Annotated in this window: 9 protein-coding genes and 1 pseudogene; 7 read left to right on the forward strand and 3 right to left on the reverse strand. The window is 71.6% G+C overall.

Annotated features, from left to right (window positions below):
• Positions 1 to 46 precede the first annotated feature (46 nt).
• Positions 47 to 3,064 (forward strand): annotated as a pseudogene (locus ACZ4SV_RS09785) (alpha-amylase family glycosyl hydrolase); the annotation flags it as partial.
• 113 nt (positions 3,065 to 3,177) lie between these two features.
• On the opposite strand, the gene pulA reads toward ACZ4SV_RS09785, so the two are convergent.
• Positions 3,178 to 5,871, reverse strand: coding sequence for a pullulanase-type alpha-1,6-glucosidase (gene pulA, locus ACZ4SV_RS09790; RefSeq protein WP_468002952.1), 2,694 nt, complete (start codon positions 5,869 to 5,871; stop codon positions 3,178 to 3,180).
• 562 nt (positions 5,872 to 6,433) lie between these two features.
• Here pulA and ACZ4SV_RS09795 point away from each other — a divergent pair.
• The 5 genes from ACZ4SV_RS09795 (at position 6,434) to ACZ4SV_RS09815 (ending at position 12,607) form a co-directional block, all read left to right on the forward strand.
• Complete coding sequence (locus ACZ4SV_RS09795; RefSeq protein ID WP_365879082.1) at positions 6,434 to 7,723, forward strand: extracellular solute-binding protein; 1,290 nt, start codon at positions 6,434 to 6,436, stop codon at positions 7,721 to 7,723.
• 130 nt (positions 7,724 to 7,853) lie between these two features.
• Positions 7,854 to 8,852 (forward strand): carbohydrate ABC transporter permease, encoded by a 999-nt coding sequence (locus ACZ4SV_RS09800; protein ID WP_468002954.1) that lies wholly within the window; start codon positions 7,854 to 7,856, stop codon positions 8,850 to 8,852.
• A 13-nt stretch (positions 8,853 to 8,865) separates the two neighbouring features.
• Positions 8,866 to 9,783 carry a sugar ABC transporter permease gene (locus tag ACZ4SV_RS09805; RefSeq protein ID WP_365879078.1) on the forward strand — a complete coding sequence of 306 codons (918 nt, stop codon included), beginning with the start codon at positions 8,866 to 8,868 and terminating at the stop codon, positions 9,781 to 9,783.
• 87 nt (positions 9,784 to 9,870) lie between these two features.
• On the forward strand, positions 9,871 to 11,535 hold the full coding sequence (locus ACZ4SV_RS09810) for a glycoside hydrolase family 13 protein (protein ID WP_397981091.1): 1,665 nt from the start codon (positions 9,871 to 9,873) through the stop codon (positions 11,533 to 11,535).
• A 25-nt stretch (positions 11,536 to 11,560) separates the two neighbouring features.
• A complete protein-coding gene (locus ACZ4SV_RS09815) occupies positions 11,561 to 12,607 on the forward strand; it encodes a LacI family DNA-binding transcriptional regulator (RefSeq protein ID WP_468003392.1) in 1,047 nt (348 codons plus the stop codon).
• Here the strand turns inward: ACZ4SV_RS09815 and ACZ4SV_RS09820 are convergent.
• The gene (locus ACZ4SV_RS09820) at positions 12,573 to 13,910 is read right to left on the reverse strand and encodes an APC family permease (RefSeq protein ID WP_468002957.1); all 1,338 of its coding nucleotides are present in this window, start codon (positions 13,908 to 13,910) and stop codon (positions 12,573 to 12,575) included. The two genes, ACZ4SV_RS09815 and ACZ4SV_RS09820, sit on opposite strands and share 35 nt — an antisense overlap.
• A 125-nt stretch (positions 13,911 to 14,035) precedes the next feature.
• A complete protein-coding gene (locus ACZ4SV_RS09825; RefSeq protein WP_468002959.1) occupies positions 14,036 to 14,461 on the reverse strand; it encodes an SsgA family sporulation/cell division regulator in 426 nt (141 codons plus the stop codon).
• Between the two features lie 233 nt (positions 14,462 to 14,694).
• Between ACZ4SV_RS09825 and ACZ4SV_RS09830 the strand changes: the two genes are divergently transcribed.
• Positions 14,695 to 15,132 (forward strand): universal stress protein, encoded by a 438-nt coding sequence (locus tag ACZ4SV_RS09830; RefSeq protein ID WP_397937315.1) that lies wholly within the window; start codon positions 14,695 to 14,697, stop codon positions 15,130 to 15,132.
• The last annotated feature ends 132 nt before the right edge of the window (positions 15,133 to 15,264 follow it).

Genomic DNA, 15,264 nt, shown 5'->3' on the forward strand with positions numbered 1-15,264 from the left:
CCGCGCCGCCACCGCGGCCGTCGCCGCCGCCCTCCTCGCCACGGCCCTGCACGCCGCCCAGCCGGCGAGCGCGACCGCCCGGCACTCCGCACCGCCGTCGGACCGCCGGCTCGCCGCGGTGGCGGCACGGCACGACCTGACCCGGGAGCAGTTCTACTTCCTCCTGCCGGACCGCTTCGCCAACGGCTCCGCCGCCAACGACCGGGGCGGCCTGCCCGGGGACCGCACCAGCACCGGGTACGACCCCACCGACAAGGGGTTCTACCAGGGCGGGGACCTCAAGGGCCTGATCAACAAGCTGGACTACATCAAGGGACTCGGCACCACCGCGGTCTGGCTGGCCCCGATCTTCAAGAACAAGCCGGTGCAGGGCAACGGCGAGAGCGCCGGCTACCACGGCTACTGGATCACCGACTTCACCCACGTCGACCCCCACTTCGGCACCGACGCCGACCTCGCTGAACTCATCCGCAAGGCCCACGCCAAGGGCATGAAGGTCTTCTTCGACGTCATCACCAACCACACCGCCGACACCCTCACGAACGCCGAGAAGACGACCGCGTACCGCAGCAAGGGCGCCTACCCCTACCTGGACACCGAGGGCCGCCCGTTCGACGACGCCGCAGGTATGCGCAGGATCGACGCACGCGGCCTGCCCTACACCCCGGTGACCAGCCCGGCCGAACGGAACGCCAAGGCCCCCGCGTGGCTGAACGACCCGACGATGTACCACAACCGCGGTGACTCCACCTTCGTCGGCGAGAGCGGCCTCTACGGCGACCACACCGGCCTGGACGACCTGTGGACCGAGCGCCCCGAAGTCGTGCACGGCATGGAGGAGATCTACGAGAAGTGGGTCCGGGACTTCCGTGTCGACGGCTTCCGCGTCGACACCGTCCGCAACGTCGACCTGCCCTTCTGGACGCAGTGGGCGACGGCCCTCGACGCCTACGCCGCGAAGAAGGGCCGCAAGAACTTCTTCATCTTCGGCGAGACACTCTCCTCCGACCCGTCCGTCACCTCGCCGTACGTCCGCCGGGGCCGCCTCGACGCGACCCTGGACTTCCCGCTCCAGGACGCGATCCGGCAGTACGCCTCCCAGGGCCGCAGCGCCGACCGGCTCGCCGACGTCTTCGCCCAGGACCACCGCTACACCACCGACAAGGCGAACGCCTATGAGCAGGTGACCTTCCTCGGCAACCACGACATGGGCCGCATCGGCGGGTTCCTGCTGAAGGACAACCCCGGCGCGGACGACGCCGGTCTGCTGCGCCGGGACCGCTTCGCCCACGAGCTGATGTTCCTCTCCCGGGGCAACCCGGTCGTCTACGCCGGTGACGAGCAGGGCTTCACCGGCGCCGGCGGCGACAAGGACGCCCGGCAGACGATGTTCGCCTCGAAGGTGCCGGACTACCTGGACGACGACGAGATCGGCACCGACCGGACGGCCGCCTCCGACGCGTACGACACCTCCCACCCGCTGTACCGCGCGATAGCCACGCTCTCCCGGCTCACCCGGCAGCACCCAGCCCTGCGCGACGGCGTCCAGACCGAGCGCTACGCCGAGGGCTCCGTGTACGCGTTCTCCCGGACGGACGTCCGCCGCCGCGCCGACTACCTGGTCGCCTTCAACAACGCGACCGAGGCCAAGACCGTGCGGGTGCCCACCGGGTCGGCCGGGCTGGCCTACCGGGGCCTGTACGGCACCACCGCCACGGTGACCAGCGGCGCCGACACCCGGGTGACCGTCACCGTCCCCGCGCTGTCGGCCGTGGTCCTGAAGGCGGCGAAGCCGCTCGCCACCCCGGCCACCCCGCCCTCCCTCACGCTGCACGCCCCGGCACCGGGCGCGACCGGCGACGTCGACGTCAGCGCCGACGTGAGCGGCGGCGGCCTGAACCGGGTCGTCTTCGCCGCCCGGACCGGCAACGGCGCCTGGCACACGCTCGGCACCGCCGACCACGCCCCCTACAAGGTCACCCAGCACCTGCCCGGCACGGTGCGCGAGGGCACCCCGCTGGCGTACAAGGCCGTGGCCGTCGACCTGGCGGGCCGCACCGACGGCGACCTCGCCACGACCACGGCGGGCCGGCCGCCGGCGCCGCAGCCGCCGAGCGCCGTGCACCGCGACTACGCCGTCGTGCACTACCTGCGCCCGGACGGCGACTACACCGGCTGGACGCTGGACGCCGCCGGGCAGTCGGCCGCGTTCACCGGACGCGACGCCTACGGCGCCTTCGCCTGGGTCAGGCCCCAGGACGGCGTGAAGAGCCTGACGTACACGGTCACCGGGAACGGCACCGCGGACGGCCCCCAGCGCACCATCGACCTGGACCGGACGGGCGAGGTCTGGCTCCGGCAGGGCGAGGACACCGCCTCGGACACGGCACCGGCGGGCGCCTACCCGCCCCTCGACCCCGGCAAGGCCGTGATCCACTACCACCGGGCCGACGGCGACTACGACGGCTGGGGCCTGCACACCTGGACCGGTGCCGCCCGGCCCACCGACTGGACGACCCCGCTCACACCGGCCGGCCGGGACTCCTTCGGCGTGACCTTCGAGGTCCCTCTTGCCCAGGGCGCGACCTCGCTCAGCTATATCGTCCACAAGGGCGACCAGAAGGACATCAGCGCCGACCGGTCGCTGGACTTCGGCACCTACGGCAAGGAGGTCTGGCTGGTCGGCGGTGACGACGACTACCTGCTGCCGACCGTGGGCGCGGCCCCCGACCTGGACCTCGGCGCGGCGAAGGCCCGCTGGATCGACGCGGACACGGTGGTGTGGCCGGTGAAGGTCACGGACTCCACCAGCCAGCAACTGGTGTACTCCCCGCACGGAGGCATCACCGTCAAGGACGGCGCGCTGTCCGACGAGGGCCACTGGCTGCGTCTGATCCCGGCCGCACTGACCGACGCGCAGAAGAAGGCACACCCGGAGCTGGCGGACGCCCCGGCCTTCCGGGTCGACGCCCGCGACCGCGACCGCGTCCCGGCCGCACTGCGTGCCCAGCTCATCGCCACGCAACGGGCCGCCAACGGCGCGCTGCTGGCCGCCACCTCGGTCGCCGTCTCCTGACACCGCTCCCCTCACACGCCGGCCGGCGGGTGCCTCCCGTACTGCCGGGAGGCACCCGCCGGCCGGAGACCTCTCGGTCTCGTGAGGAGGGGTGGGCGGGTTCAGGAGCGGAACACCGCGACCGTACGGGCCGGCACCGTGAAGGTGCCGGTCCGCCGCTCGTAACGGGAGGTCTTCACCACCGGGTCCGCACCGGCGGCCTGCACCGGGTGCAGGTGGTACGGGGTACCGGCGAGCCGGCCGATCCGCTGCCGCTGCTGCTGCGGGGTGGCGTTGAAGACGACGACCAGGTCGCCGAGGGCCATGGTGATGACGCCCGGGGTCTCGTGGGTGCCGGACAGCGGGAAGGACAGGCGGTCCTGCACCTGGGCGGCGGTGCGGAGGGAGAAGGCGTCCTCGGTGGTGCGGATGCGCAGCAGGTCGCGGTAGGCGGCGGAGGCGGCGGTGATCCGGGGACAGCCGGCCCTGACGGTGGTCAGCAGCGCCTTGGCGTACTGCCACTTGGACTGGTTGTCGGCCGCGGGAGGCAGTCCGCGTCCGAAGCCGTTGCCGTCGGCGCAGTTCCAGTGGATGGCGTTGAACCAGTCGCCGCTGTCGAAGGAGTTGCGGTCCAGGGACTTCGAGCGCAGCAGGTCGGTGCCCGCCTGGGAGAGCGCCGGGCCTTGCGAGAGGGTGGCCGTGGCCATGGCGAGGACCTGCATCCGGGCCCGGTCGGCGGGGGAGGTGCCGGCGGGCAGCTTGTAGGCCAGGGCGTCGAAGAGGGACTCGTTGTCGTGGGCGTCGGCGTAGGCGAGGGCGTCACCGGGCGCGTCGGCGTAACCGGCGGGCGCGCCGTTGTAGTCGACGCCGGCGCCGCTGACCCGTTCGCCGCTGGTGTCGGTGAAGGTGAAGTCCTTCAGGCTGCCGGTCAGGCCGACCTTGACGAGGTCCTGGTAGTGCAGGAGCCGGGCCTTCTGTTCCTCCGTCGTGCCGTTGGCGGGGGAGGTGTTGGGGTCGGTGTAGAGGCCGGAGCCGAAGCCCTGGACGCGGGGATCGGCGTCGAAGGGGCTGCCTCCGCGCACGGCGTCGCGGGCGCGGTCGGAGAAGGTGGCGATGCCGGTGCCGGCCATGTTCGCCTGCGTGGCCTGGATGAAGCGGGCGTTGTCGGCGACCTCGCCGAAGTTCCAGCCCTCCCCGTACAGGATGATCTTCTTGCCGTCCACGCCGTCCTTCGCGGGAGTGAGGGCGTCCAGGGCTTGGCGGACGGCGAGGAGGTTGGCCTTGGGCTGGTGGCCCATGAGGTCGAAGCGGAATCCGTCGACCTTGTACTGCCGCGCCCAGGTGACGACGGAGTCCACGACCAGCTTGCCCATCATCGTGTTCTCGGTCGCGGTGTTGGCGCAGCAGGTGCTGTTGGCGACCGAGCCGTCGGCCAGAAGGCGCTGGTAGTAGCCGGGCACGATCCGGTCCAGGACGCTGGTGCCGGCCTGGCCCGCGGCGGCGGTGTGGTTGTAGACGACGTCCATGACGACCCGCAGACCGTCCTGGTTGAGGGCCTGCACCATCCGCCGGAACTCCACGGTGCGGGCGGTGCCGTCCGGGTCGGTGGCGTAGGAGCCCTCGGGCACGGTGAAGTGGTACGGCTCGTAACCCCAGTTGTAGGCGTCCTGCGCGGCGGTCTTCGCCACGCACTCCTGCTGCCGGCCGGAGTCGGCCGGATAGGACGGCAGAGCACACGCCGGGACCGCCTGGTCCGCCGTGCGCTCGGGGATCCCGGCGATGTCGAAGACGGGCAGCAGATGCACGTACGACGTGCCCGCCCGCGCCAGTCGCCGCAGGTGCCGGGAGCCGTCGCTGTCCTTGTCGGTGAACGCCAGATAGGTGCCCGGATGCCGGGAGGTGCGGTCCTCCACCGAGAAGTCCCGCATGTGCAGCTCCTGGATCTGCGCGTCCCTGAGCGCGACGGCCCGGGGCTTGCGCAGCCCCGCCCACCCGGCCGGCGCCAGGGACGGATCGTCCAGGTCCACGACCAGACTGCGTCCGGAGTCCGCGGTGAGGGCGACGGAGTAGGGGTCGGTGACCTTGTTGGTGACGACCTCGCGCACGCTCGGCGCCCACACCTTCACCACGTACCGGTAGGACTTGCCCGTCCAGGACGCCGGGCCCGTCACGGACCAGACACCGGTGGCGTCGTCGCGGCGCATGGCCACGGTGGAGCCGTCCAGCTCCAGTGAGACGCTCTGCGCGGTCGGCGCCCACACGTTCAGGGCGGGCCGGCCGTGGTGGAAGACCGGGCCCAGCTCCGCCTTGGCCGCGCCACGGTAGAGGTCGTCGAGCACACCGGCGGTCTGCACCCCGGTCGCGGCCAGCACCGTTCCGTCCGCCGCCCGCTGCGCGGCCACGAGCTGGCCTCGGAGCGCGGCGCGCACCCGGTCCCGGTCCCGCGGGTCCACCGACCAAGCGGTGTAGTCCCTCAGGTGCGGGAACCTGGCCTTCTGGGCGTCCGTGAGCGCGGTCCTCCCCAGCCTGATCCAGCGCTCGTCGTCGCCGCTCAGGGTCCCGTCCCGGACGGTGAGGGAACCGTCCTCGGAGGCCAGCAACTGGGTGGAGGCGGCGCCGTCGACGCCGTTCCAGGCGACGGTGTCCCGGTCGATCCAGATCGCCCTGGAGGTGGTCAGGTTCACGGCGGCGGTGTCCGCCGCGCCGGGAGCGCCGGCGGCCGCGCGGACGGGCGCGGCGAGCGACTGGAGGGCGGCGGTGGCGAGCAGGACGGCGGTGACCGCCGCCGCCCGCCGTCGTATGCCTCTCCTGCGCACGGACCGGAGGAGGCCGCCCCGCACTGGGGCCGGCCGGTTGGCTGTCACGAGTGTCGACTCCTCGCGTCGAGGGATGGCTTGAGCGGGCCCGGCGGCGCGCCGGCGAGCGGCTTCGGCGCCGGGACGCCGGCGCGACCGTATCCACGCCGGGACGGTTACAGCAAGGGTCGTGAAAGCCCCAGCAAGAATCTTCACCACTGGAGCTGACGGCACATCAGATCATGCGAGTGCCGATACGGGCGGTGGCGGCCCGGCGCTTCGGGTCCGGGCCCGGCGGAGGGCGGGGTGTCTGCTGAGAGAAGGGGCGGGAGATGCCGTAGAGCGCGCTAGAGCGCCGACTGACCTGCACGGACGGGCCGCCGAGTGGTCCCGGTGCACAACCTCCGCCGTAGGTCGCGAAGTTGTCACGGTCGCGGGATCTTGGGGAAATCTCCCTGCAATGTCTTTCGCAAGGGATTGCAACCTTGTTATGTTCAAGTCGCGCCCGGCGGCCGTCGATTGGGACAGACGGCACCCCGGTCCCCTCAAGGGATGACCCGGGCATCCACTTCAAGGAGTTCACATGCGACGTGGCCTTTCGATCGCCGCCGCAGTCACCGTGGTCGCACTCACCGCCTCCGCCTGTTCCGGCTCGGATGGTGACGCGTCCGGCAAGCCGAAGGACCCCAAGGACATCAGCGGGACGATCACGTACTGGGACACCTCGGACGCGGCGACCGAAGCCCCGACGTACAAGGCGCTGGTCAAGAAGTTCGAGACCAAGTACCCCAAGATCAAGGTCGATTACCAGAACGTCCCGTTCACCGACATCGAGCAGAAGTTCAAGTCGGCCGCCAAGAGCGGCAAGGGCGCCCCGGACGTCGTGCGCACCGACGTGGGCCTGATGGCGGAGTACGCCTCGCTGGGCTACATCGCCCCGCTCGACGGCACCCCGGCCCTCCAGGACACCGCCGACTACAACGCCGTCCCGCTGAACACCGCCAAGTACCAGGGCAAGACCTACGGCGTCCCGTCGGTCACCGACACCCTGGGCCTGCTGTACAACAAGAAGCTGCTGAAGCAGGCCGGCATCGCCAAGCCGCCCGTGACCTGGGACGAGTTCATCGCCGACGCGAAGACCATCAAGCGGAAGACCGGGGCCTACGGCACGTACCTCAACCCCGACTCGTACTTCCTGCTCCCGCTGCTCTACAGCAACGGCGCGGACCTGGCCGAGCCGTCGGCCAAGAAGATCACCATCAACAACGACGCCGCGGTCAAGGCCCTCACCGTCGCCAAGAAGATCAACGACGAGGCGTCGATGAAGGTCGACTACGCGAACGCCTACCAGAACATGCAGGCCGCCTTCAAGAACGGGAAGGTCGCCATGCTGGTCCAGGGGCCCTGGTCGGTGGGCGACGACCTGACCGGCCCGGCGTTCAAGGACGACAAGGGCAACCTCGGCTTCGCGGCCGTCCCGGCCGGCGCCGGCGGCAAGGCCCAGGCCCCGACCGGCGGCCACAACCTCGCGGTCTACCAGGGTTCGAGCAACATGGACGCCAGCTACCTGTTCACGCAGTTCATGACGTCCACGCAGAGCCAGATCGCCATCGCCGAGGGCACCGGCACCCTGCCGACCCGCAAGTCCGCCTACACCAGCGAGGTCACCGCGGACGCCAAGATCGCCGGCTTCAAGCCGATCCTGGAGCACACGGCACGCGCACGCGTGGCCCTCCCGCAGGTCGGTTCGCTCTTCACCCCGCTCGCGCAGAACTACGTGAAGATCCTCCAGGGCGACGAGTCGGTCAAGGGCGGCCTCGACGCCACCGCCGACGAGTTCAAGAACCTCCTGCCCGGCTATTCCATCGGCTGACCCGGCGGGCACCGCCCCCGGTCACCGCAGGACACGCAGCCCCGGGGACCAGATTCCCCGCTAACGCCCCGTCCGGGGCTCCCCGGGGCTGCGGAACCACCCGACCTCGTTCGCGAAAGAGCCGATGAGTATGACGATGGCATCGAACACCGGAAAGACCGGCGAAACGGCACGCGGCCGCCAATCCCCGACCCGCCCCCGTGTCCCGGCGCTCCGGCGTTCCTGGGACAAGTACTGGTACGCCTGGGCCATGGTCGCCCCCGTCGCCCTCGTCATCACCCTGCTGGTGCTGTATCCGCTGGGCTACGGCTTCTACCAGTCGCTGACCAACGCCAACGAGTCGAACGTCGCCTCCACCATCGGTGCCTTCCACCGTCCGGCCACCTACGACTTCGTCGGGCTGGACAACTACTGGCACGTCCTGTCGGGCGCGGACGGCGACTTCTACCCGCGCCTGCTGTGGACGATCGTGTGGACGGTGTCCTGCGTCGTCCTCCAGGTCGGGCTCGGCATGGCGCTCGCGGTGCTGCTCAACCGCAAGATGCGCCTGCGCGGCTTCTACCGCGCGATGCTGATCCTGCCGTGGGCCGTCCCGTCGTTCATCGGCGTCTTCGCCTGGCGGCTGATGCTCAACTCCCAGTACGGCGTCTTCAACGAGATCATCCAGGCGGTCGGCCTGCCCGCGCAGAACTGGCTCGGCACCCCCCTGGCCCAGAAGATCGCCGTCATCATGGTCAACGTCTGGATCGGCATCCCCTTCAACATGGTCGCCCTCCTCGGCGGACTCCAGTCGATTCCCAAGGAGCTCTACGAGGCGGCCGAGATGGACGGCGCCTCACCCTGGCAGCGCTTCGTCAACGTCACGCTGCCCGGGCTGCGCCCGGTCTCCAACACCGTGGTCCTGCTGGGCTGCATCTGGACGTTCAACATGTTCAACGTCATCTACCTGCTGCTGGGCAACAACACCACCGGCGACACCGACATCCTCGTCACCTTCGCCTTCCACAAGGCCTTCAACGGGATCTCGGACTACGCGGGAGCGGCCACCTACGGGATCATCATCCTCGCCCTCCTGCTGGCCTTCTCGACCTTCTACCGCCGCAGCACCCTGAAGTCCGAGCAGGCGTAAAGGAGTTATCGCCATGACCGCAGCAACGCCCGAGACCGCGGCCGCGCCCCGCGACACGGCACCGCGTCCCGTCCCCGCCCCCGCACCCACCCGCAGGGTGCGCGGCCGGGAGGAACGCGGCGTGGGGGCCTCCGTCGTCCTGCACGGCACACTGATCCTCGCCACCGTGATCGCGGCCTTTCCCGTGGTGTGGATCCTGTTCATCTCCCTGGGCCCGAAGAACGCCTGGCAGCAGCCGGGCGAGGTGCTGAAGAACCTCAGCCTGCACAACTACGCCGACGTGCTGGCGCACTCGGACCTGATGCAGTGGTTCCTGAACACGGTCATCGTGGCGGCCGGCACCACCGCGCTGGGCGTCTTCCTCGCGGCGACCGCGGGCTACGCCGTGTCCCGGATGCGGTTCCCGGGCAGCCGGCAGCTGATGTGGACCTTCCTGGTCACCCAGATGTTCCCCAGCATCGTCCTGATCGTGCCGCTGTACCTGCTCATGTCCGAACTGCACCTGCTCGACAACTACCTCGGACTGATCCTGGCCTACGCGACCACCGCGGTGCCCTTCTGCGCCTGGATGATGAAGGGCTACTTCGACACCATCCCCAAGGAGATAGACGAGGCGGGCCGGGTGGACGGCCTCACCCCCCTCGGCACCTTCTGGCGGCTGATCGTGCCGCTGGCCAGGCCGGGCCTGGCGGTGACGGCCTTCTACAGCTTCCTCACCGCCTGGGGCGAGGTCGCCTACGCCACCCAGTTCATGCAGTCCGACCACTACACGCTCGCCGTCGGCATCCGCACCTTCGCCCAGGACCAGCGGCCCGACTGGGCGTGGACCTCGGCCACCGCCATCATCATCACCCTCCCCGCCGCCCTCGTCTTCATGCTGGTGCAGCGCAGCCTCGTCTCCGGGCTGACGGCCGGCGGCACCAAGTCCTGACCGGCCCCCACCCACGCACGACCGGCTCCCGCCGACCGGGCGGGCGCCGCCGCCGTCCTGCCCGCCGCCCCCCAAGGGAGGGAATCCATGACCCAGCACGTCACCGACACAGTTCCCAGCGAAGCCCCCACCGCCGCCCCCGGGCACCGCGAGTGGTGGCGCGACGCCGTCATCTACCAGGTGTACCCGCGCAGCTTCGCCGACAGCAACGGCGACGGGACCGGCGACCTGCCCGGCATCCGCGCCCGCCTGCCCTACCTGAAGGAACTCGGCGTCGATGCCGTCTGGCTTTCGCCGTTCTACGCCTCCCCGCAGGCGGACGGCGGCTACGACGTGGCCGACTACCGCGCCGTGGACCCGATGTTCGGCACGCTCGCCGACGCCGACGACCTGGTGCGCGACGCGCACGCACTGGGCCTGCGCATCATCGTCGACCTGGTGCCCAACCACTGCTCCGACCAGCACGAGTGGTTCAAGCAGGCGCTGCGCGAAGGCCCGGGCTCCCCGCTGCGGGACCGCTTCCACTTCCGCCCGGGCAACGGTGCCGGCGGCGAACTGCCGCCCAACGACTGGGAGTCCATCTTCGGCGGCCCCGCCTGGACCCGGGTCACCGAACCGGACGGCACCCCGGGCGAGTGGTACCTGCACCTCTTCGCGCCCGAACAGCCCGACTTCAACTGGGAGCACCCCGCCGTCCACGACGAGTTCCGCTCCATCCTGCGGTTCTGGCTGGACCTGGGTGTGGACGGCTTCCGCGTCGACGTGGCGCACGGCCTGGTCAAGGCCGCCGGGCTGCCGGACGTCGGCCACACCGGACAGGTCCGGCTGCTGGGCGCGCAGGCCGTGCCCTACTTCGATCAGGACGGCGTCCACGACATCTACCGCGGCTGGCGCCGCATCCTCGACGAGTACGCGGGCGAGCGCATCGCCGTCGCCGAGGCGTGGACGCCGACCGTGGAGCGCAGCGCCCTGTACCTGCGTCCCGACGAACTCCACCAGGCGTTCAACTTCGACTTCCTCGGCACGGCCTGGAACGCGACCGAACTGCGCGAGGTCATCGACCGCTCGCTGCGCGCCGTGAACGCCGTGCACGCGCCGGCGACCTGGGTGCTGTCCAACCACGACGTGGTCCGCCACTCCACGCGGCTCGCCGAGGGCGACCCGGAGCGCGGGCTGCGCCGGGCCCGGGCGGCGACCCTGCTGATGCTGGCCCTGCCGGGCTCGGCCTACCTCTACCAGGGCGAGGAACTCGGCCTGCCCGAGGTGGTCGACCTGCCCGACGAGGTGCGGCAGGACCCCGCGTTCTTCCGCAACACCGGCCAGGACGGCACCCGTGACGGCTGCCGGGTGCCCCTGCCGTGGTCCGGCGTCGCGCCCCCGTACGGCTTCGGCAGCGCCGAGGGCGGGCAGACCTGGCTGCCCCAGCCCGCGGACTGGGCCCACCTGACCGTCGAGGCGCAGCAGGGCGACCCTGCCTCCACGCTGGAGTTCTACCGCAGCGCGCTCGCCGTCCGCCGCGCGCACCCGGCGCTGGGCGCGGGCCACCAGATCACCTGGCTGGACAGTCCGGAAGGCGTGCTGGCGTTCCGCCGGGACAGCGGCAACGGCTCCTTCGTCTGCACGGTCAACCTCACCGCCGCCCCCGTCGCCCTGCCCACGCCCGGCACGCTGCTGCTGGCGAGCGCCGACGTCGAACCGGGCGCCGGCACCACGGCGCTGCCGGCGGAGTCCGCCGTCTGGTGGGCAGTCTGACGTGCGTCCGGTACAGACCGTGCCGGTGACCATCCGGCTCGCCGACATCGCGGCCCAGGCGGGGGTGAGCGAGGCCACCGTCAGCCGCGTCCTCAACGGGAAGCCGAGTGTCGCCTCCCACACCCGGCAGTCCGTCCTGGCCGCCCTGGACGTGCTGGGGTACGAGCGCCCCTTACGGTTGAGACAGCGCAGCGAGGGACTGGTGGGGCTGATCACCCCGGAGCTGGACAACCCCATCTTCCCGGCGCTCGCCCAGGTCATCGGGCAGGCGCTGACCCGGCAGGGCTACACCCCGGTGCTCGCCACACAGACTCCCGGCGGGTCCACGGAGGACGAACTCACCGAGATGCTGGTGGACCGGGCGGTGGCCGGCGTCATCTACGTCTCCGGGCTGCACGCGGACACCACCGCCGACATGGCACGGTACGGTCGGCTGCGCGCCCAGGGGGTGCCGTTCGTCCTGGTGGACGGCTTCTCCTCGAAGGTGGAGGCGCCGTTCATCTCGCCCGACGACCGGGCGGCGATGACGCTGGCGGTGGCCCATCTGACGTCCCTGGGACACACCCGCATCGGGCTGGCGGTGGGCCCCCGGCGCTTCGTCCCGGTCCAGCGCAAGGCCGACGGGTTCGTCCGAGCCATGCAGGCCCACCTGGACCTGCCCACGGGCGTCATCGAGTCCGAGCTGATCCAGCACTCCCTCTACAGCCTGGAGGGCGGCCAGGCCGCCGCGACGGCCCTCATCGACAGGGACTGCACGGCGGTGGTCTGCGCCAGCGACATGATGGCGCTCGGCGCGATCCGGGCGGCCCGCCGGCGCGGCCTGGAGGTCCCCCGGGACTTCTCCGTCGTCGGGTTCGACGACTCGCCCCTGATCGCCTTCACCGACCCACCCCTGACGACGATCCGCAAGCCCGTGCCGGCCATGGGCCAGGCCGCGGTGCGCACCCTGCTGGAGGAGATCGGCGGGACGCCCGCACCGCACAGCGAGTTCGTGTTCATGCCGGAACTGGTGGTGCGCGGCTCCACGGCCGCGGCCCTCAGGACCCGGCCCGGCGGCGCCGCAGCGTGGTGACGGCCCCCAGCGCCACGCCGACCGCGATCACGATCAGCCCGCGGGTCCAGACCTCGGCCTCGACCTGCGTCGCGAGCACCACGCAGGAGAGCGCGCCCAGGACGGGGACGGCGGTGTACGCCCGGAAGTGGGGCCGCTCCGGGCGGTCGCGCCGCTGGACGAGGACCGCGGTGTTGACGATGAAGAACACCACGAGGAGCAGCAGCACGAGGGTGGAGGCGAGGCTCGCCACGTCTCCGGTGAGCGCCAGCAGGAAGGACAGGACGGTCGTGGCCGCGATCGAGGCCCACGGCGTACGGCGCCCGGGGAGCACCCGGGTCAGGAAGCGGGGGAGGAGGCCGTCGCGCGCCATGCCGTAGGCCAGCCGGGAACTCATGATGCCGGTGAGCAGCGCGCCGTTGGCGACGGCGACGAGGGCGATGGCACTGAACAGCTTCGGCGGCACGCCGCCCGCCGCCTCCACCACTTCGAGCAGCGGCCCGCTGGAACCGGCCAGCCGACCGGTGGGGACGGCGGCCGAGGCGACGATGCCGACCAGGACGTAGACGGCTCCCGCCGTCACCAGGGCGCCGAAGAGGGCGCGCGGATACGAGCGGCGCGGGTCGCGGGTCTCCTCGGCGACGTTGACGGAGGTCTCGAAGCCGACGAAGGAGTAGTACGCGAGCACCGTGCCGCCCAGGACGCCGGCGGCGGCACCGGTGTCGGGGGTGCCGAGCCGGACGAGTCTGCCGGGGTCACCGTCGCCGCGCAGGAACAGCCACGCCCCGAGGCCGACGATGAGCAGGAGACCGCCCACCTCGACGACCGTCGCCGCCACGTTGGCGCGGGTGGACTCGCTGATGCCCCGGGCGTTCAGGAGGGCCAGGGCGCACAGGAAGACGGCCGCCACCAGGACGACGGGCAGGCTGACGAAGGCGGTCAGGTAGTCGCCGGCGAAGCCCCGCGCCAGCGCCGCCACGGACACGATGCCCGCGGCGAGCATGCAGAATCCGGCGAGGAAACCGGTGAACGGCCCGTACGCGAGGGTCGCGTAGTGGGAGGCGCCGCCCGCCCTCGGGTACTTGGTGGCGAGCTCGGCGTACGAGGCGGCCGTCAGGAGCGACAGCAGCAGGGCCAGGAGCAGGGGCACCCACACGGCGCCGCCCGACTCCGCGGCCACCTGGCCGACGAGGACGTAGACGCCCGCGCCCAGCACGTCACCGAGGATGAAGAAGTAGAGCAGAGGCGTGGTGAGCGCCTTCTTGAGCGAGGTGGTCGCGCCCTGCGGCGCGCCGCCGGACGTCTTCACGGAGGGAGTAGTCACCACGGCCGTCTACCCCTGCGGCGCGGTGACAGACGGGACGGATGTGACCCGTGGGACGACCCGGTCCGGGCCGCCACCTGCGGCGGACGGGACCGACCGTCGCGGCGCAGCGGGTCGGCGCCGCGTCAGCCGCTTCTCCCGATGAGTTCGGCGAGGGCGCCGTCGAGGTCCAGGTGGTCGCTCTCGGTGCCGGCGGGCACCAGGGCGAAGGTCTGCCGCAGGAACGCGGCCACCTCCGCGGCCGGCAGCTCGACCAGTGCCGCACCGATGTCGTCGCTGAGCACGACGCGCACGGAGCGGGGACGGTGGCAGTAGCGGGGCACGACCAGGACGGCTCCGGGGCCGACGGGCCGCCTCGTCCCCTCGTCGAGCAGCTCCCGGGCGAACACCCAGGTGACGGGCGGTCCGGTCGACGAGCCGAGGGAGAGCCGTACGGCGTAGGGGTCGGCGGTCCCGTAGAGCAGCTCGGCCGGCAACGGCAGGGACGATCCCTTCAGCACGCTGACCTGTGCCGTCACCGCGCACCTGACCGTGCTGGGACGTTGTTCCATGGGCGACCCCCGGAAGAGTGCGGATGTGTCATTCACTCGTCACGAACCTAGGAACGGGTGACCGGCAGAGCTTGTCCCGCAGCGCACGGACCGTTGTCCCCGGGAGCACGGTTGGGCGGATCCACGCCGAACGGAGCGGGAGCACCCGGTGGCCGGGGGGATGCTTGATCGCGTCCGTGAGGCCCCGCGTTCGACGGGCGCCTCGACACCCACGCGTAAAGGACACCCACGCCATGTTCCGCAGCATTCTCGTCGCCGTCGATTCCAGTCCCGCCCGCCACTCCGCCGTCCGCCTGGCCGGTGAGATGGCCCGGCTGACCGGGGCCGCGGTCGGCGTCCTGCACGTCGCCGCGTCCACCGCGACGCTCGCCACCATCGTGTCCCTGGAGGACGACGCGCAGGCCAAGGCCGTCCTCGACGAGGCCGTCACCTCGCTGCGGGACACGGGCGTCGAGGCCGAGGGCCTCATCGCCAACGCCCTGACGACCCAGATAGCCACCACCATCTCCGCCGTCGCCGAGGAGCGGCAGGCCGACCTGCTGGTCCTCGGCCCCCATCACCGCGGCCTGCTCCAGGCGCTCGTCAGCCCCCGGGTCACCGACTCCGTCGTCCACAACAGCCGTACGGCCGTACTCCTCGCGCCGGCGGACGGGTCCGGTGCCGCGGGCTGACCACGCGGCCGGACACGCCCCGCGGGCCGCCCGCCGTTCCGCGCGCCCCCACCCCGGGTCCGCCCGGCCGTGGGCGGTGCGCTGACGGGCTCCGAACGGTGCACACAGGAGCAACCGGCCCGCCCGGCGCCT

This window comes from Streptomyces sp. NPDC027672 (genome assembly GCF_055566335.1).

What these genes read in the sequence shown, in the direction of transcription:
- ACZ4SV_RS09795 (WP_365879082.1), top strand. Translation starts at nt 6,434, where the DNA reads ATGCGACGTGGCCTTTCGATCGCCGCCGCAGTCACCGTGGTCGCACTC.
- ACZ4SV_RS09800 (WP_468002954.1), top strand. Translation starts at nt 7,854, where the DNA reads ATGACGATGGCATCGAACACCGGAAAGACCGGCGAAACGGCACGCGGC.
- ACZ4SV_RS09805 (WP_365879078.1), top strand. Translation starts at nt 8,866, where the DNA reads ATGACCGCAGCAACGCCCGAGACCGCGGCCGCGCCCCGCGACACGGCA.
- ACZ4SV_RS09810 (WP_397981091.1), top strand. Translation starts at nt 9,871, where the DNA reads ATGACCCAGCACGTCACCGACACAGTTCCCAGCGAAGCCCCCACCGCC.
- ACZ4SV_RS09825 (WP_468002959.1), bottom strand. Translation starts at nt 14,461, where the DNA reads ATGGAACAACGTCCCAGCACGGTCAGGTGCGCGGTGACGGCACAGGTC.
- ACZ4SV_RS09830 (WP_397937315.1), top strand. Translation starts at nt 14,695, where the DNA reads ATGTTCCGCAGCATTCTCGTCGCCGTCGATTCCAGTCCCGCCCGCCAC.